Consider the following 17,018-nt stretch of genomic DNA (forward strand, 5'->3'; position numbering starts at 1 on the left):
GGTCATATCCACCAGGGCACTAGTGCCCTGCTAAGAGTCCAAACAAAATATCTACGTGCTGCTCTACCCCAGAAATGGTCTGCAGGTAATGGGACAAAGCAAACTGTAAGCTGTAGATCAATAACAGTAAGACCAAAGCGCTTTTAATGGGCATAGACAAAAAGAAGACGTTTAACTGCTGCGCCGAGCGGTTTACTAGCCCTAAGGCTACGTCGACTAAGATCATAATAACCATGGCGGGCATGGCAAAACTGAGACATAGTTGGCACATCAATTGCCACTCATGGGCTATAAACACCATCAAGGGCTGGCTTAGCGTTAAATTAAATCCTGGGGGTAATTGTTGATATGACTGATAAAGTGCAGTTAGCAGGAAATTAAAACCACCCGAGACTAAAAACAGCACGGTAAGAACTTGAGTAAACAGCATGCCATAAATAGATGATTGCAGTCCCATCAATGGGTTAAGTACAGTCGACATGGATGCCCCCCGCATTGTGTCAATTACAAATCCCGCCATATCTATGGCCCAAAAGGGAATGGCGGCACAGAAACCGAGTAACATGCCTACAATAATTTCTTTGCCAAATAGGCTGATGAGCATCCAAGTGTCGGCCTGCTGCAGTATCGGCTGCATTTCATCCATTGCCAGCACAGTAGGTAAAGCAAACATTAAAATCAGACTATTACGGATTAATGCGCTCCCCATTGCCCCCCCTTTAAATAAGGGTAATAGCAGCATCATGCCTAAAGGGCGCATCATACAGAGTGCCAACACCGGAAGCTGTGCTGTTAATAGGTTGGGTAGCAGAGTTGTCATCACTACCCCCCCATTTGGCTAATTTGATCGAAAGCCATGCTGGCGTAATTCAACAGTGAACTACCCATCCAGTGATAACAGACCACAAGTGTCACGCACACGGCGATGAGTTTGATCAGAAACTGCAATGTTTGATCTTGGATTTGGGTCAGGGCTTGAATAAGGCTAACCAAAACTCCGACAACTGAGGCCACGATAACAACAGGTAGCGACAGCAGTAACACCATCCACAGTAGTTCAGAGGTGAAATGTACTATGATAGTTTCACTCATGAGAATGACATCATTAGTTGACTGATCAGTTTTTCCCATCCACCCATCAAGATAAAAATCAACAATTTGAACGGTAGGGCTATCGTCATGGGGGACACCATCATCATGCCCATTGCCAGTAAAATATTGGAGACGATAAGGTCAATTGCGACAAAGGGAAGATAAATGAGTAAACCTATCTTAAATGCCTCTATGAGCTGACTCATAGTAAAGGCTGGCACCATCACTAACAGTGAGTCTTTGGTCAGCACTTGCTGATACTTTTCGGGCCAGACCTTATGGCCAATATTGGCGAAAAATTCAATCTGAGTATTGCTGGTATTTTTTTCGAGAAATGCGCGGTAGGGTGCTATGGCTCCAGTGTTGATTTGCTCAAATACATTGGGTGCATCGAACACTATAGGGGTGGCTTTTAGATTGTCATTGATTGCCATCCCCACGGGTGCCATGGTGAACAGAGTAAGAATTAATGCGAGGCCGTAAATTGCCATATTGGGTGGGATCTGCTGGATCCCTAAGGCGTTACGTAACATAGAGAACACAATTGCCAATTTCAAGAATGAAGTGCCCATCACGGCGAACAGCGGCAGCAGTGACAAGCAAAACAACATAATGATCAATTGGATTGGATGGTCGAGTAAGGTCATGGAAACCTCCTTTGTGGCTAGGGTTCCATCATGGCGCGCTTTGTGATTGACCTGTATCAGGTGAAGACCTTAGCTAACTAAAAACCGCTGACATATCCGTAAAGCAACACCATTCCCCTTATACTAGAGCCTCGATTTGTGCGAGTAATCCCGACTCTCCACGCAGGAGATTAATACTTGCCAGAGTTTGGTACAGCTCTTGACCGTACTGATGACTGAACCGTCCTAAACGCACTTGATTATTCAGCGTAACCTCCAGCGTTAACTTGTCACCCGTCATCATAGCGCCGAGCTTAGCCAGAGGCAGACTCACTCGACCAATATCGGCGATCAAAGGGGGCTGAATAGCGTCTATCTTAGGCAATAAAGACACAATTTCGAGTTGTGCTTGAGGACCATCAATAGGGGTGATGAACTTGATCTTAGCCAACGGTCCATCCGCCCATAACAGCGCTTCCCCCTGCTCGATTTGCACATCACCATCGAGCCATAAACCCCCGCCTATTTCGGGTAAGTCAGGTGTAGGCGTTATTTGGGGCACAAAACCGGCCACTAAACTCAAACTAACATCCACCGTTTTACCTGAGAATGCTGACCATGACTCAACTTGGCTCTGCCAGTCCTCTTGCGGCCAATCAACTAAGACACAAGCCAATTGACTGGCACTCTCCTCGTCGCCTTGTTCCAATTGCGTAGTTTGAAGCGTTAGCACGGGATAAATATCTGGCACCAATCCGAATGGCTTAGGGACTTCTTCAAGGCAATCGACCAACCATTCACCCGCTACATCAAATGCCGCCGCACTAACACAGGGCAATAAATCACAAGCAATCTCAGCCGAGGAAGTTACGCCAGTCACTGCGGTTACCCACAGTTGCCAATCCTGTTTAGAACACCACAGACCCGATCCTGATGGAGCATTGCGTCTTTGCCAGAATACTCCATCGCCCCCGATACGCGTCAGTTCGATTTGACAAGCTTGCTGTGCTAGGCCACGGCCTATGACTTGGCTAGCATTGATCAGTTTATTGATGTTCATTCATCTACCTCGTCACTGCTGTGTTGGTTGGCATAAGATCTAAATGAATAGCAAAGCGTCGCCCTTGTAGTTGCTCGCTGAGTTGAGGTAAGAGTCTTGCGAGCAGTTCCGATTGACGCGCTGTCTTAGGAAACAACTGCAATTGAATTCCTCGAGGTTGGTAACAGGCTTGGATCACTAATCCCATCATAGGGCCATTGAGCAAGCGATAGCATAGTTGCTCACCTTGCCGGATTACTTCGGCCGCTCCTTGTCGGTACACACCACCATCGCGGCTGAGTAGTGCCTTAGCGGTAAGCCGATCTTTGGTAGATATAGTGTTGTCATCTTCCTGTTGACCGCAGAAATAACGGTTAAACAAGCGACGCATTTCTGGATCCGACTCTTGTCTGGTTTCGACGCTGGGGAAAGATATTTTCAATGTTCGCACTATCGCCATAGGATTATTCATCGACAACCTCCTGCAGTTTTTGTTGGGATTTAACTAACTGAAGAATCGCCTGCTGCATATGCACCATAGTGGACTCCAACTGCTCTTTTTCTATTACCAACATCTCAGCAGTTTCGGCTAATGTCCTTTCTTTTTGGTATTCCTTCATTAAGGTCAATTTAAAAGTGATTAGCTCAGTTGGAGTTAATATTTGTTCTGGCATCTGCTGCAGACGCAGCCGATTAGTTTGCGCTTGCCGCTCGAGATTGATGAGGATTTGCCTGTCAAGTAGCTCCCTGAATTTTTGCCTATGTAAGGCTAGCTCTCGGCGCAATTTAGCTTCTTTGTCACTACGAATTGCGAGTAATCGCTGTAATAATTGCTCGTCTTTCGCTGTAAGTTGGGATGGGTTCATTATTGAGTTCCTCCCATTAATGGCTTAAAAGCAATAATTTCAATTTTTGTAGTGTCTCTTCATAGGGACTGAATTCATTGACTGATTGACACAAAAACTGCTGAATATCCTGATGGCGAGCCACTGCTTCATCAGTTTCTTGATCTTCACCTTGCACGTATTCACCCACTCGGATGAGTAATTGAACCTCTTGATACAATGCCAGTAACTGGCGCATCTTGGCGGCATGACACCGCTGCTCAGGGCTAACAATCTGATCCATTACCCTGCTGACACTGGCATTGATATCAATTGCAGGGTAATGGCCCGCTCCCGCGAGTCGACGGGATAGCACTATGTGTCCATCAAGTAAGGAACGAACTTCATCGGCGATAGGTTCATTCATATCATCCCCTTCAACCAGTACGGTATATATGCCTGTGATACTACCTTTGGCTGCAGGGCCAGCTCGTTCGACTAAGGCCGATAAATTGACAAAGACACTTGGAGGATAACCGCTAGACACTGGGCTCTCGCCAGCCGCCAACGCAATTTCCCTCGCACTGCGGGCAAATCGGGTCAGTGAATCCACCATCAACAGCACATTTTTACCTTGATCGCGAAAGTACTCAGCAATGGTCGTTGCCGTTAGTGTGGCTTTCATTCGCTCAAGCGGAGGACGATCCGATGTAGCAACCACCATCACAGTGCGCGCTCTTGCCTCTGGCGTGAGGTTATATTCGATAAACTCACGGACTTCACGGCCACGCTCGCCGACTAAGGTCAGTACAATCACATCCGCTTGGCAGTGCGCGGCGATCATGCCAAGTAAGGTACTCTTTCCCCCTCCTGCTGCGGCAAAAATACCAATCCTTTGGCCGATGCCACAGGCGAGGGCGCTGTCAATAGCGCGGATCCCCATGGGCATGACAGTATCAATAAGTTGTCGTGATAATGGATTAGGTGCAGAACCTTGGTTAGGCCTTAATGACGTTGCAGTCAGTCCATAGCCATCCATAGGAGCACCAAGGCCATCGACCACTCGACCAAGCAAGCCTTGACCTAAGGGGACTTGATGCCCATGGCCTAAGGTTTCAACTAATTCTCCACTGCATAGTCCCGCCGTAACGTCGAAGGGCGATAACAGGGCTTCATCGCCTTTTACCGCAACGACTTCGGCGCTGAGGCGATTACCAATGAGACAAAGCTCTCCTTGATGCGCACCGGGCAAAGTTGCACGCACGAGTGTGGCCCCCACTTCTTGAACTTTGCCGAAATAGCGAACCGATGGAACAGGCAACAGACTCTGAGTGGCGAATAAACTAGGTTCGAGTTGTGCATAAAGTGTTTCTTTACTGGGTAATTTCATCTATCGCCTCCATTAGCTCGCCAGTGCGGCATCGAGTACCTCACCCACTAAGTCCACTTGGCCTATGACTTTTATTTCTGCATCGTCGCCTAATTCCTGAAACGACAAAACGGGTGTGCTAAATAACTCGCGTTCTACAATTTTTCGCAGGTAACGACGCACATCAAGTGAGGTCAACAGTACACAGGTTTGTTCCGGTGGCAGCTGTTCTTGAATGCAGGTTAATATTTGCTGAGTTTGTGCCATGTCCAAGGCCGAATAAGAGCCAGCAGTCGATTGTCGTATCGATTCACGGATCACATTTTCAATTCCTTCTCCAACCATGAGCACAGCGATCCAACCTTGTGGGGTAGCAAACTTGCGGCGAATATGACGGCGAAGCGCAATCCGTACATACTCAGTTAACATGATGATGTCTTTCTCCTTTGGCACCCATTCGACTAAGGTTTCAAAAATAGTTCGTAAATCGCGCACCGAAATCCCCTCTTCAACTAAGCGTTGTAGGATCTCGGCGACCTTTCCTACTGACAAGAGGCGTTGAAGTTCCTTGACGAGCTCACCGTAGCGAGCCTCCATAGCATCCATTAAATACCGGGTTTCTTGTACACCAATAAACTCCCCTGCATAGCGGTCGATCACTTTACCCATCACATAAGCGGGAATTTGCTCATCACGACAAACAGCTAAACCTTGGGCTTCCGCCTGTTCAAGCGCATTACCTTTGATCCAATGCAATCTTTGATTACTAAAAGGGATGGACTCGACACGACATGGAATCGTTGCGATGGAGTCAATCAAAAGGGCTTCCTGTGGTACTAGCTGCAATTGCAATACAGATTCTTGGTACAAGAGCACATCACAACAACCTAGGCTGCCTTTCTTCGCTATTTGTAATTGGATTTCCGGTAATGGCACGCCTAATTGTTCAAACCATTGCCAACGCAGTTTTTGCAGTGCCTCTTTAACCCCATGGATAGGCACATCGGCTCCAAGATATAAAATCAGTGGTACAGCCCCTGGTGCCATATTGTCGACATTGGCCGTGTCACTTTTGCCAGCTTCAGTGAAATGGCTCTCCTCTCCTTGAGCACTTGCTCGTTTTTGCTGACGCTTCAACCACAATGAAGCCCCTAAAACGACCGAACCGAGTGTGCCGAAGACTAAAATTGGGAAGCCAGGGATTAAAGCAAAGATGAACATGACTATCCCGGCCATTTGCAATGATGCGGGTTGACGTCCTACTTGCATCACTAATTCGTTGGCTAAATTCTGTCTCTGCTCTCCAGGAACTCGGGTCACAATTAAGCCTGCAGTGACTGAAATCAGTAACGAAGGTATTTGGGCTATCAAACCATCCCCGACAGACAAGACTGCATAGGTATTTAATGCTTCGGCAGCCGACATATTGTGCTGCATGACACCGACAGCGATACCACCAATGATGTTAGTTAAAATGACAATAATACTGGCTATGGCATCGCCTTTTACAAACTTCATTGCACCGTCCATCGCGCCATAAAGCTGACTTTCTTTCTGAACTTGTGCCCGTTGACGCTTTGCCTCTTTAGCGTCAATGATGCCAGCACGCATGTCGCCATCGATACTCATTTGCTTACCAGGCATACCATCGAGGGAAAAACGTGCACTCACTTCCGCCACCCGCTCAGACCCCTTAGTGATAACGATAAACTGCACTATGGTGATGATGGCAAAGATAATAATTCCGACCGCTAAGTTGCCGCCAACCACGAAGTTACCGAAGGTGTATACAATATCTCCAGCATCATGCTGCAGTAAAATTAAACGACTGGTACTGATAGTAAGTGCCAGACGGTATAAGGTTGTGATCAATAGTAGGGATGGAAATACTGAGAACTCTAAAGGGTCACGGATGTATATGGCGATCATCAATAACACTATGGACAAGCCAAGGTTTAAGGCAATTAATACGTCGATCAAAGGTGTCGGTAGAGGCAAGATCATCATAAATACAGCTACCATTAACATGGCACTTAAGATGATATCGTGACGCCCTGCGGCTTTACTTAACCAACGACTGATGAGGTTCATCATTGACCTCCTATGAGCATACGATTTAGGAATTTTTGTTGCAGTTGGTACAAGTGGTACCAATCATGACCCTGGTGTGTCGATGGACAGAGGCAACTGATCATTAAACGGTTTTTGACGATGAACAATCGCTGAACTCTGCCCGCAAAAGCTTCTGGATGCCAACGTGATAAATAAGATTTGAGATCACCGGCGGGAGTGTTAAGCAACCAAGTCGTCATCAATAATCGTCCTTGATGGCACTCGAGTAACACTCCGTGTGGAGGCCAATGGCATTCAATGCGTTCCTCAAGCTTCACAGGCCAGCGATTCACTAACCGAAAAAATTGTTCGAGGTTGCGCATTAGTAGTAAATCCATATCGCTTCTCCAGCATTAACTCTCGGTCTTATCATCTCCCAGACAATAAAAAGCGGGTATCAGGTGAACACCTGAATACCCGCAAGTACTAAGTCAACAGCGATTCAACCACTATGGATTATCGAGAAGAGTTCTCCATCAATAAGGCCGCATCGATTTCTTCCATACATTGCTGTAATTGTGCTGGTACTATGTCAAGTTCAGCAACCCATTTCATAGCCCGCTCGACTGTTGTCTCCCTGTCTATTGCTTGATTAATTTCTATTTCGTGACTTTTATCATTAGCATATTGTTGCATGATCTGAACAAAGATCGCCTGCTGCGCATCACTATCGAGGCCGACTAATTGCGGCAGTAAATGTGCTTTTAGCGCGGCTTGGTGTTGTTCAAGCCCCAATACATCCGCCATCGATTTGGGGATTTCTGGGGTGCCTGATACGCTGTGGGCAATTGTCTTAATTATTGAAGTTTGAGATACGGGAGTATGAGCCAATTGCGCGAACGCTTGCTCGATTCGTTTTTCTGTCATTTCAGCCTCGGCCGCGCGGGCAGTATCGGCCATGCCTAAAAAATTAGCCCCTTGCAATGTCGACACCACAGCCTTGGAAAAATAGGCGCCTGCCATTAATCCTCCCAATCCAAGCCCCACAGCTGCCACTATTCCGACGCCACCAGTCCCTAAGGTAAACAATGCCGCCGCGATCGCTCCCGCCGATACCACAGAGGCAACCACAAGTGTCGTCACCACAGCAAAGACTTTGGCTCCCGTTGAAGCATGTTTCCACCAATTAACGATATCTGTGAGTGCACGCTTAACTGCACCGACTTTACCGACTTCAAAACAATCACGGGAGACTGTACCAACATCTTGCAGGGCCTGCCGCTGTAGCATATAGCCAGCGATGGCCTCACCACGAGCACTAAGCCCGCCTTCTGCCTGCATGCCTTTAATTAAAGCATTCACCATAACTTCACTGCTACGATACGCACGCATGTTATTGGCAAGCTGACGTTCTGACCAAGTTTGCAGGACGCCGCCAACTAAGCCGACGACAGGTGTAGCCATCCCTGCGCCAGGAAACATCATCCCAAATACACCGCTTACTAAAGGCCCACCTATGCCTGTATTAGCAGCCCCTTTCGCCCCACCCGCAATATACGGCGCTAACTGTGCCATGTGTAATAACGCAATCATTTGCGGTGTCATAGCGAAATTCGTTTTATCCGGCAGCTCTTCTCTCTTACCTTGCAGAATATCGTGCACTTGGTTTTGTACCGTCCCGGTTTGCCACACTGTGGTGACAGTGTTAACCAGTTCCATTCCAAAGGTCCCTGGGTTGGCCAAAATAATATTGTAGGCTTGAGTTAAATTGCCTGCGAGCTCACGTGCCTCGATCGGATGTGCCATCGACCAATTATGCAGGTCGCCCAGTGCAGCCATCATGTTTTGAGGCGAGGTTAAAGCTGACACATTTGCTACGCTAGCTTTCGAGGCTTTAACACTTGATGCTAAAGCGAGATAAGCCTCCGCGACACTGCTCATGTTATTTTTGGCCAACTGTCTAGATAAAATAAGTTCTTCTAAACTTGGACGATATTGGGAAGACCAATTGCCGACAAACTTTTGCACTAACCAACTTTGCCATGCATGTCCACTCGCCATCCCCCCTTGATCTGGATAGCCGCCATTATTTTTTGCTGCAATTGTGGCCTTTTTCAGCTGTAACAAACCATGTTGGTAGGCATCATCGAGATCTTCAATAGAGCGATTGACTTCGGCTAACTGGCGAGTCACAGTGTGAAAAGCTCGCAGTTCAGGGGAACTTGCCTCAGGTTCGGCTAAAGTTAGTACTAGCCCTTCACCATATAACTGCTGTAAATGTGCGGTCAATTTTTCCAGTTTAGCCGATAAAAGATGCTGCTCTTGAGTTAAGGCGCGCACTTTTTCATTATTAGTTTGTAATTCAGGGAGATGGCTAAGAAAATAACTTAAATTGACCTCGGCACGTTCAGCATTTGTTTCCCTCCTAACTTGCGCGAGTTGCTGGGTTAACGCCGACAATTTAGCGACATTATTTCCCGCTATCACTAGCACATCTTGTGCACTCTGCAGTCGATTGAGTCGCTCAACTAAAGTTCGGGTCGCATCTTGATCCGCACTAATTTGCACTAGCTCTTGGGTTAGCTGATTGCGCACCGTCTCAGAGGGAACAGCCGACAGCAACTCGGTCACGGCTCGGTGATAATCATTACACAAGGCAAGACGTTCGGTCAGAAAACTGTGATAACGAGCTTGATCTTGCTCAATCTGTGAGACTAGTTGCAGGTTGTTAACATCATCAAACAACGAAATATCTTGCGAATTATTTGGGCTAAAGCTGATGGAGCTCACTCCCTCGAACCAATTAAGATGATGCTGAGTTTGTAGAACTTGCTGCGCTAAACTTGCCACTTGAGGTGTTAAAGTATAGCTATCGAGCTCATTTCTTAGTGTCTGCTCAAGGTCGAGATCATCAAAGTTAACAGGCTCATCGAACTGTAAACGACTGCCTTTCTCGACATATTCTTGTCCGCCAAGATACAGTAATGTTGCGGTGAGATCTTCGAAATGAACCTCTTCCCCAGAAGGGTTGATAGCCTTATACAATATAGTACTGAGTTGGGTTCCAGCCTGTTTCACTGCAGCTAAATGATCTTCGATTTTCACTTGCTTGCCGACAGCGATTAGCGCTTGTTCGCTAAGATTACTGGCCCGAGTAAGGCAGTCGGCCAGTAAGGTTTGTGCTTGTTCTAGCTGGATTAGATGTTGCTCGGCTTCGGCCTGTTGCGCTTCAAATGGAGTCTTAAATGACGAACTCATGGCTAGAGGTTCTTGTATGGGGTTTAGCACAAACTGGTTAATAAGCAATACTAAGCTTTTGATCTCTGGCATTATTTTTTTTTGCCCTGAGACTTCGCTGATGTTCTCCTCATTGAGCATAGAAACTAAGCTTGCCGCTATATATTCAACTCTCTCTGTCTGACTGAGTTCATTTTGCATTAAAGGGGAAAACAGTTGATAACTACTCACTAAAGTATCCGCAGTCAGTTTGTTTTGTAGTGAATGGGGAAGCTGGGCATGAAACTCAGATAAGGCTAGGCGCATCGGGGTCGATGCTAATAAGGCTTGCTCAAATGTCTGCATCGCCGCCGTTAACACATCATATTGCGATAATCCCAGATTGACTTCGGCCAGTAGCGGCGACAGAACACTGCTCTGCTCCACCGACAAATTAGCTTTCAATTCAGCGACTAGGGTTAAAGCCTGCTTAATTTGCACTAGCCCAAATTTGACATGATCACGCATTGCAGTCAGTTCATCGCTGCTAATCAAGGGATCTCGGCTCTGATTTAAGTTCTGTATACATGTCGCTAGCTGAGTGTCGCTAAGTACTTGATTATAATTTTTAATAGCTTGTTGTAAGGTTTTAATGGGTTCAGGTTCTGAATACACCCAAGACGCCAGCCAAGTTTGAGTGGTCGGCATAGTTAATTTTTGAGGTACTGGTGTAGTTAACAACTGCTTAAGGCATTGATTCTGCGTGTGTAAAATATCCTGTGGCGTAATAAGCTGTTGGCTTAAAATATGGAAAGCCGTTCCCCTAATGTCTTTCTCAACGGATATAGGTTCTGCTGAAGGTTTAAGCACTGATGGGCTGAGCGTTTGCTTCTCCGACGATTTGGACTCAATCCCGCTCTGGGAAGGCAAAGCAAGAACTTTAAGCGTATCTTCATTAGTCTCGCATATGTTTAAAGGAGGGAGCGGCATAAATGCTTCACACCGTTCGGTGAGTTGCTCGATCGTACGCCGAGTTAATGGAGTATGACCGGACAAATCGACAGCATCTACCATATCCAGTGCAATATCATGACCAAATCTTACCGCCAATGCCTGCAAGAACACACCCAACACTTGCTTATTATCGAGTGACAAGCCATTGACATAATCTTGGACCGCTTGGGTATTTTTGAGTAAAGGAATATGGCTCAGCATGCTAAGTAATTTTTCTTTAAAGCCTTCTTTGGCAACTATAATCGTCGGTATACCCTCCGGGGTATCGACTAAGGAAAGACGGCCGTCAAGCTTAGCCGCATGACTAAATGCACTGATATCTAAGGCCATATTATTGTCCCCCCGCACTAAGATTTATGGTATTTATTGATGAGGTTGTCCCAGTCATTTCGGTTTCAACATGGCTCTGCAGAGCTTGATACGTGTCGACTAAGTCACCGAGAAATTCGCTGAGCAGGGGGGAACTGGCTGGCATAGGAACAAATGTTAAATATAACAAAGCATCGGACTGAGGCTCATAGCAGATGCAGCCCTTACCTTGTTCGGCAAGTTTGAGATTCAATTGCAAACAAGCTTGCCAATAGTGGTTTTCAGTCAGCTGCGGCTTCTGAGCGAGCATGCAATAAAAGGTCCATTGCGCATCGCCGTAACGTATAGAGATCATTAATTTTTGATCTAGCATTAGCAGACATTGTCCATTAGCATCAAACACTAATGGTAAGCCGAGTGCTTGGCCGAGCTGAGCTAATAATTGGTCATGTACATTCATCTAGCGTCCCCCTCAATTGGTGAAAGTGTGACCTTGATGAAAGTTTGTCCTGAGTCAGGAAGAATGAATATCAGGTGTACACCTGAGACTAGTCGAGTTCTAACTTAAATACCTGTTGTATTACGGGCCAATATCGAGTCTTATGCGGCAAAAAAAATCTCGCAGGTCAATCAAGCAACCATGCGTCAGCGACTGGACTGTATAGGTATTGCATATGGTCTGAATGTAGATCTTTCCTGTAATATCATCATAGTTGCCTGAGTTCTGCGTTACGCTAACATTAACAGATGCTCATTATTCCTGATCACACCAGTCATCAAGTAAGCCCAACATGGCCTCTTCAATATGTTCTTTCTGTTCTGGATCGCGAAAACATGCCAGAGGAATAATACTCAGCAGTTCCCGCCAGCGCCGCAGAAATCCCAATCGTCTTGCTGGCATTAAAGGTAATAGTCGTATTTGTTCATCTATCCATTGGGGATACACCCAAGCTTGTTCTGTCAGTTGTAACGTGACTTTTAACACTTGTTCACCATCAAGCTGAGTCGCACGGGCGAGCATATAGCAATGTTCCTCTATCGTAAGAAAAATAAGCAATCGACGTAAGTCATCTACCGCTGCTGCTATCTTGACCATGTTTCTCCCGCTGTGCTGATCGCTCAGAGGTTCAGATAGTGCTCTAAGCAACACACGGATCCGCTTACGGCGGTCAGGAAGATGCTGAAGTAATTCAAACCATTTGGCTAGGCCGGCATCGCCTCGAACCGCTTGTTGATAAAGTTGTTGCAAGGCTTGCAGACCAGCATGATCGAGTGCAACGCCTTCAAGGGCGGCAAATAATGCTATTTCAGCTCCTTCTTGCGAGAGTAATTCTGTCAGTAATTTGCGTAGCTTATTATGGGCGGATTGACCTAATTTTCCTGACATGACTAGCGCCATCATTAATAGCATCATGTTACCGCTGTCTAAACCCAATTGTTTAAGTTGCGAGAGGATCTCATCACCATCGCCTAAGCTCGCAAACTGTTCGGCCAGTTTATTGACTGTGCTTGCTTGCGTGTCTCCCAGTTGTTGCAGTAACTGCTCGAGTGCTGTAAATCGGGGATCAGTTGGCTCTTTACCTGAGGTTAACTTTTTCAAATGGCTGCTTAATCCGAGACTTAATCCTTCCATGGTCTCTTCCAATGCTTCAGAACGCACTTCCGCTAATTCTGCGGCCGCCATGTCTGTTACATTGTTTGCCGGAAACACTTGTCCATGGGTTTCGTTTACACTCGCTGTGTTATGAAAATCCACTGCGTTGGCACCATCGATACGCACCATAATAAGCTCCTTAGCCAACGCCCTTTAATGGTTCGGGGACAAACGCCGCCAGTAATTGCTGTAAGTGTTCATTAAGATCAATTTTAGCTGTCATAGTCGAAGAACTTAATTCGGCCTGTCCAGAGACTAACTCCGCTGATACTTGCACTGTCATACGGCCATCGAATGCCTTGGCTAGCGCGGCAAAATCATCATTTGAAACCAGCAGTGTTAAGGCACCTTGCCCTACTCGTTCACAGACTTGATCGGATAACCGTTTGATTAGAAATGCAGACAACTCATGTTCTTGCATCCAAGTCGTCAGCACTTTTTTAATTTGCTCGGCAATATTGGCATGTAATTTATCGGTAAGCGATTGAATTAACTGGGCTTCGTTATAATGCCAGCTAATGGCCTCATCGATGGCCACAGCTTTAGCTTGCTGTTGCCACTGTGCGCTAAGCGCTTGGGCATCCTGTTGTGCTTGCTCTAGTATCTGCTCACTACGAGTTTGCGCGGCATCGCGTTGACGGCGGGCTTTTTTGAGTGCTTTGGCAATTCGCGTACGAACTAAGTGTTCCATATCCGCTAACTCACTCGCCCGATGTAACGCTGTGGCGCTGATCAAATGATGGCCTTCACGACGGAGCTCGCAAGGGCGTACCTCAATTAAAAATGGGTTCATAGTAGTCGCTCCAATCTCATTAACCAGCGAGGAATATCTAAGGAAATAGGTGCTAGGGAGTCCGCTTTACATGGCAATGTTGCTTGCACAGGTAAGGTCAAGGCTAATGCCCGCCAGAACGGTTTGTTTCCCCATAATTGTCCTATCAGGTTAATAGCGCAGGTCTGGGCTACGCCAACTAACTCTGTCGCAGTCACTTCGTCTCGATAGACATATGTTGTAAGTTGGGGCCTCTGGGGCCACAAATTCCAAATTTGTTGAATTTGTGCTTGGCTTAACTCTTGATGCAAGGCATCACGATATTCACGTAATGACACATAATCAGGGCGGTTGAGGAGAAAGAGCCCCAACGCCGTCACTATGGCACTGAGTTTATGCCGGCAGGCTAACAGGTTAGCCTCGAGCTCATTAAATTCCTTTGGTAAATCTTGACCTGCCAAACCATAACGGGAAACCACAACTGCTTCGATTCGCTGCGCTAATCGGGTACCCGCTTGATACTGTGCCTGCCAAAGAGTTAATTGTAATTCTTGCCACCAGCTCGGATGCATAGTCGCAACAGGTTGCCAAACGAGACGATTGAAGGCCAATAATGCTGGTGATACAACTCGATTTAACTTGTTTTGGCCAGTAGCTTCGACCCGTATTAGTGGTAGATTAGGGGTCAAGTCCTCCATAGTTCCTCCAGAAACAACAATTGTTATGGTTACTTACGTCTCATCCACCACATACCGCCTATGCTGAGTAGCATTATTCCAGATAAGCTGATCACTAATGGTAACTTGTACGCTTCGACCTGGGCTAAAAATTGAGATGAACTACTGCTAGTGGGCTGGGTAATTGCTTGATAGCGATAACTCGCAGCTTGCAAAAAGACACTGATATTGTCGTAACTCAGTCCTGGAACGGCATTCTGCACTAAGCTCTTAATCTGATTTTCCGTATTTGTTAAGTTAGCCTGAGGTGAATATTTAATGTATACGGAGGCCGACTTAGTCTGTGCAATCTGACGCCCTGAGTCGGGTGCAGGTTCAGCAATAGACACCCTAGCGCTAATCACCCCATCCATACTCGACAAGGTACGCTCAAGTTGTTGCTCTTTTAGATAACCCATTTTCGCTTCCTCTTGGGCGGGTGAAGTCACTAACTGACCCGAAGGGAACAAATCCTCGATATTGGCATAATGAGGTTTAGGAAAGCCATTTTGTCTCAGTAATTCAACGGCATTGATAAATTGATCTTTATCTATTTTTAAGGACACATTACCTGATTTTTGATCCGCTTCAGCACTAGCATCTATGTGATTAAGCATCAACAGGGCGACCATTTGATTCGCTTCATCTTGTGGAAGATCTCGATAGAGATCGACTTTGCATCCAGTCAATGCGAAGACGAGCAACAATATTGACCATTTAAAATGTTTCATTGCATATTCACCAATTTATTTATGGATTGGGATACTGCGCCGGCAGTTTTTGCCGCCAGATCGACCTCAACGATGGCTTTACCCATCAAGAGCTGTCCGCCTAACATGGCCTCTGGAGAGGGGGAGTGGCCGACTCCGTGACTTTCTGCACTCTGTATCACACCTTGTAATGAACCCGAAGCCTGTGGCTGAGTTGCTATGTTCACCGCCTGACTTATATCCGATCCCCCTAATTGCATTAATTGTGAAAACTGGCTTGCTAAGTTAGGGTCTGCTTCTGTGGTTTTGCTGGCTTGCTGGGTGACTTTAGCAAGCTGACTTAGGCTATGAATTTCCATTGGAACCTCCACGTAACATCTGTAAAATAATTTCACTCCGCCCAGCTGTTGGGCCTGAACCTGAAAATAAAAATCTTAATCCTTGGGCTGCTTCAGTCTGACAAGAAGCTAATTCCCTTAATGCTTTAGTATTTTCATTTAAACCAAAGTAAATAAGGCTGGCACAAATATGTCTGTCTTCATCATCGCTAATAAGTTGAGGAAAAATGGCTAGCAAAGCATAGGCTTGCGATGTTAGACCATGGTTTGAGGCGGCAATGGCAGCCTCTACTAACAGTTGTTTATCGGCACTGGTTAACATAATTTATCCTTGCAATCGAAGGGGGTTAAATCTTAGAAATGATCCCTTGGATCATGTCTTTAATCGCTTTTATCATGGCACTTTCATAGCCGACAAAGTTAGAGTATTGCTGCATGGCAAATTGGGCTTTGATCATCTTGTCGGGATCGGTCAAATCGCCTGCAGACATCTTGGCCTGTACCTCTTGAGCTGAGCGCGTCGATAGCTGAGACAATTGATTAACTATGGCACTTAAGTCCATGGGACCTCCTTATACAAAGGTTGCACGCAGTACGGTTGGGCTGCATAAATAACGTTTCTTAAACGATTCGGTAAAATGTGCGTGATTACTAAAACCACTATCTAAGGCAATATCGGCGACTTTTTTCTCAGTCACTATCAGTTGCTGACGGGCATAACTTAAGCGCCGTTCTAACAACCATTGCTTTGCCGATACACCATAGTTTTTATAAAACAAGAAATTGAGTCGGCGTACTTCAATGCCTAAATTTTCGGCAAAGCGTGTGACTGGCCAAGGTTGCATAAAATTGCCCTCAAGATAGCTCAGCATCTTGTCGTTATGGGCTAAGAAGTAACGCATTAAACCGGAAAAGTAACGGTTATCCATGCCAAGACAGTACATAAAAATAAACTTAATCAATAAATTATGATTACCTTTCAACTGTTCAATGACATTGCTTAACTCATCAAATACAGGGAGTATTTTTGTTGATTCAGGTTGAAATCGATTCATCTCAGCACTCGGGCCAATCAGATCGGCAATTTCGTGAAATAATGCGTGTAGCTCACCTGGATAACAAAAGATGCTCATCCAATTATCACGACTCAAAGCAGAAGCTGTTGCCTCCTCAGTGGTTACAACTAACTGATTACTGCCGACCGCTAGGTTTTCACCCTGATAGTGGATTTTCCCTGGCTGTCGAAACAAAATTATTTGTATTGCACTCATATGGATTAACCCTTAC

General features: G+C 46.0%; 19 protein-coding genes. All 19 read right to left on the minus strand.

Going from position 1 to position 17,018, the window contains the following annotated elements; genetic code table 11:
• Nucleotides 1-19: 19 nt before the first annotated feature.
• Nucleotides 20-820, minus strand: a complete 801-nt coding sequence (sctT, locus tag KO531_RS20700) for a type III secretion system export apparatus subunit SctT (RefSeq protein WP_028761721.1) — start codon at nt 818-820, stop codon at nt 20-22.
• A gap of 2 nt (nt 821-822) precedes the next feature.
• A complete protein-coding gene (gene sctS / locus KO531_RS20705) occupies nt 823-1,092 on the minus strand; it encodes a type III secretion system export apparatus subunit SctS (RefSeq protein WP_012197161.1) in 270 nt (89 codons plus the stop codon).
• Nucleotides 1,089-1,739, minus strand: a complete 651-nt coding sequence (gene sctR, locus KO531_RS20710) for a type III secretion system export apparatus subunit SctR (RefSeq protein WP_219252134.1) — start codon at nt 1,737-1,739, stop codon at nt 1,089-1,091. Before sctR ends, sctS begins: the two co-directional genes overlap by 4 nt.
• A 118-nt stretch (nt 1,740-1,857) precedes the next feature.
• Nucleotides 1,858-2,778 carry a hypothetical protein gene (locus KO531_RS20715; protein ID WP_219252135.1) on the minus strand — a complete coding sequence of 307 codons (921 nt, stop codon included), beginning with the start codon at nt 2,776-2,778 and terminating at the stop codon, nt 1,858-1,860.
• Between the two features lie 4 nt (nt 2,779-2,782).
• Nucleotides 2,783-3,229: a hypothetical protein gene (locus KO531_RS20720; protein WP_219252136.1), complete on the minus strand. Its 447-nt coding sequence runs from the start codon at nt 3,227-3,229 to the stop codon at nt 2,783-2,785.
• Entirely contained in the window at nt 3,222-3,623 is a 402-nt protein-coding gene (locus KO531_RS20725) for a hypothetical protein (RefSeq protein WP_012197157.1), read from the minus strand. Before KO531_RS20725 ends, KO531_RS20720 begins: the two co-directional genes overlap by 8 nt.
• Before the next feature lie 16 nt (nt 3,624-3,639).
• Nucleotides 3,640-4,971 (minus strand): EscN/YscN/HrcN family type III secretion system ATPase, encoded by a 1,332-nt coding sequence (locus KO531_RS20730; protein WP_028761718.1) that lies wholly within the window; start codon nt 4,969-4,971, stop codon nt 3,640-3,642.
• Between the two features lie 12 nt (nt 4,972-4,983).
• On the minus strand, nt 4,984-7,044 hold the full coding sequence (locus KO531_RS20735; protein ID WP_269319663.1) for an EscV/YscV/HrcV family type III secretion system export apparatus protein: 2,061 nt from the start codon (nt 7,042-7,044) through the stop codon (nt 4,984-4,986).
• Complete coding sequence (locus KO531_RS20740) at nt 7,041-7,400, minus strand: type III secretion apparatus (RefSeq protein ID WP_219252137.1); 360 nt, start codon at nt 7,398-7,400, stop codon at nt 7,041-7,043. The genes KO531_RS20735 and KO531_RS20740 overlap by 4 nt, the downstream gene beginning before the upstream one ends.
• 118 nt (nt 7,401-7,518) lie before the next feature.
• The gene (locus KO531_RS20745) at nt 7,519-11,562 is read right to left on the minus strand and encodes a type III secretion system effector BopA family protein (protein ID WP_219252138.1); all 4,044 of its coding nucleotides are present in this window, start codon (nt 11,560-11,562) and stop codon (nt 7,519-7,521) included.
• 1 nt (nt 11,563) lies between these two features.
• On the minus strand, nt 11,564-12,001 hold the full coding sequence (gene sicP / locus KO531_RS20750; RefSeq protein ID WP_219252139.1) for a chaperone SicP: 438 nt from the start codon (nt 11,999-12,001) through the stop codon (nt 11,564-11,566).
• 294 nt (nt 12,002-12,295) lie between these two features.
• Nucleotides 12,296-13,324: a TyeA family type III secretion system gatekeeper subunit gene (locus KO531_RS20755; RefSeq protein ID WP_028761714.1), complete on the minus strand. Its 1,029-nt coding sequence runs from the start codon at nt 13,322-13,324 to the stop codon at nt 12,296-12,298.
• A 10-nt stretch (nt 13,325-13,334) separates the two neighbouring features.
• Entirely contained in the window at nt 13,335-13,988 is a 654-nt protein-coding gene (locus KO531_RS20760) for a type III secretion protein (protein WP_012197150.1), read from the minus strand.
• Nucleotides 13,985-14,665 (minus strand): type III secretion system domain-containing protein, encoded by a 681-nt coding sequence (locus KO531_RS20765; protein WP_168826773.1) that lies wholly within the window; start codon nt 14,663-14,665, stop codon nt 13,985-13,987. The genes KO531_RS20760 and KO531_RS20765 overlap by 4 nt, the downstream gene beginning before the upstream one ends.
• 29 nt (nt 14,666-14,694) lie before the next feature.
• Nucleotides 14,695-15,414 (minus strand): type III secretion inner membrane ring lipoprotein SctJ, encoded by a 720-nt coding sequence (sctJ, locus tag KO531_RS20770; RefSeq protein ID WP_131525055.1) that lies wholly within the window; start codon nt 15,412-15,414, stop codon nt 14,695-14,697.
• Entirely contained in the window at nt 15,411-15,752 is a 342-nt protein-coding gene (sctI, locus tag KO531_RS20775) for a type III secretion system inner rod subunit SctI (RefSeq protein ID WP_131525054.1), read from the minus strand. The genes sctJ and sctI overlap by 4 nt, the downstream gene beginning before the upstream one ends.
• Nucleotides 15,739-16,053, minus strand: a complete 315-nt coding sequence (locus KO531_RS20780; protein ID WP_131525053.1) for an EscG/YscG/SsaH family type III secretion system needle protein co-chaperone — start codon at nt 16,051-16,053, stop codon at nt 15,739-15,741. Before KO531_RS20780 ends, sctI begins: the two co-directional genes overlap by 14 nt.
• A gap of 25 nt (nt 16,054-16,078) precedes the next feature.
• Nucleotides 16,079-16,294 carry a type III secretion system needle filament subunit SctF gene (gene sctF / locus KO531_RS20785; RefSeq protein ID WP_012197145.1) on the minus strand — a complete coding sequence of 72 codons (216 nt, stop codon included), beginning with the start codon at nt 16,292-16,294 and terminating at the stop codon, nt 16,079-16,081.
• 9 nt (nt 16,295-16,303) lie between these two features.
• Nucleotides 16,304-17,002, minus strand: coding sequence for a helix-turn-helix domain-containing protein (locus KO531_RS20790; RefSeq protein WP_012197144.1), 699 nt, complete (start codon nt 17,000-17,002; stop codon nt 16,304-16,306).
• Nucleotides 17,003-17,018: the final 16 nt, after the last annotated feature.

This window comes from Shewanella sp. NKUCC06_TVS (assembly GCF_019345515.1).
Taxonomy (GTDB): domain Bacteria; phylum Pseudomonadota; class Gammaproteobacteria; order Enterobacterales; family Shewanellaceae; genus Shewanella; species Shewanella oncorhynchi.

Excerpts from the sequence above, each read along its gene's own strand:
- sctT (WP_028761721.1), bottom strand. The coding sequence starts at position 820 with ATGACAACTCTGCTACCCAACCTATTAACAGCACAGCTTCCGGTGTTG.
- sctS (WP_012197161.1), bottom strand. The coding sequence starts at position 1,092 with ATGAGTGAAACTATCATAGTACATTTCACCTCTGAACTACTGTGGATG.
- sctR (WP_219252134.1), bottom strand. The coding sequence starts at position 1,739 with ATGACCTTACTCGACCATCCAATCCAATTGATCATTATGTTGTTTTGC.
- KO531_RS20715 (WP_219252135.1), bottom strand. The coding sequence starts at position 2,778 with ATGAACATCAATAAACTGATCAATGCTAGCCAAGTCATAGGCCGTGGC.
- KO531_RS20720 (WP_219252136.1), bottom strand. The coding sequence starts at position 3,229 with ATGAATAATCCTATGGCGATAGTGCGAACATTGAAAATATCTTTCCCC.
- KO531_RS20725 (WP_012197157.1), bottom strand. The coding sequence starts at position 3,623 with ATGAACCCATCCCAACTTACAGCGAAAGACGAGCAATTATTACAGCGA.
- KO531_RS20730 (WP_028761718.1), bottom strand. The coding sequence starts at position 4,971 with ATGAAATTACCCAGTAAAGAAACACTTTATGCACAACTCGAACCTAGT.
- KO531_RS20735 (WP_269319663.1), bottom strand. The coding sequence starts at position 7,044 with ATGATGAACCTCATCAGTCGTTGGTTAAGTAAAGCCGCAGGGCGTCAC.
- KO531_RS20740 (WP_219252137.1), bottom strand. The coding sequence starts at position 7,400 with ATGGATTTACTACTAATGCGCAACCTCGAACAATTTTTTCGGTTAGTG.
- KO531_RS20745 (WP_219252138.1), bottom strand. The coding sequence starts at position 11,562 with ATGGCCTTAGATATCAGTGCATTTAGTCATGCGGCTAAGCTTGACGGC.
- sicP (WP_219252139.1), bottom strand. The coding sequence starts at position 12,001 with ATGAATGTACATGACCAATTATTAGCTCAGCTCGGCCAAGCACTCGGC.
- KO531_RS20755 (WP_028761714.1), bottom strand. The coding sequence starts at position 13,324 with ATGGTGCGTATCGATGGTGCCAACGCAGTGGATTTTCATAACACAGCG.
- KO531_RS20760 (WP_012197150.1), bottom strand. The coding sequence starts at position 13,988 with ATGAACCCATTTTTAATTGAGGTACGCCCTTGCGAGCTCCGTCGTGAA.
- KO531_RS20765 (WP_168826773.1), bottom strand. The coding sequence starts at position 14,665 with ATGGAGGACTTGACCCCTAATCTACCACTAATACGGGTCGAAGCTACT.
- sctJ (WP_131525055.1), bottom strand. The coding sequence starts at position 15,414 with ATGAAACATTTTAAATGGTCAATATTGTTGCTCGTCTTCGCATTGACT.
- sctI (WP_131525054.1), bottom strand. The coding sequence starts at position 15,752 with ATGGAAATTCATAGCCTAAGTCAGCTTGCTAAAGTCACCCAGCAAGCC.
- KO531_RS20780 (WP_131525053.1), bottom strand. The coding sequence starts at position 16,053 with ATGTTAACCAGTGCCGATAAACAACTGTTAGTAGAGGCTGCCATTGCC.
- sctF (WP_012197145.1), bottom strand. The coding sequence starts at position 16,294 with ATGGACTTAAGTGCCATAGTTAATCAATTGTCTCAGCTATCGACGCGC.
- KO531_RS20790 (WP_012197144.1), bottom strand. The coding sequence starts at position 17,002 with ATGAGTGCAATACAAATAATTTTGTTTCGACAGCCAGGGAAAATCCAC.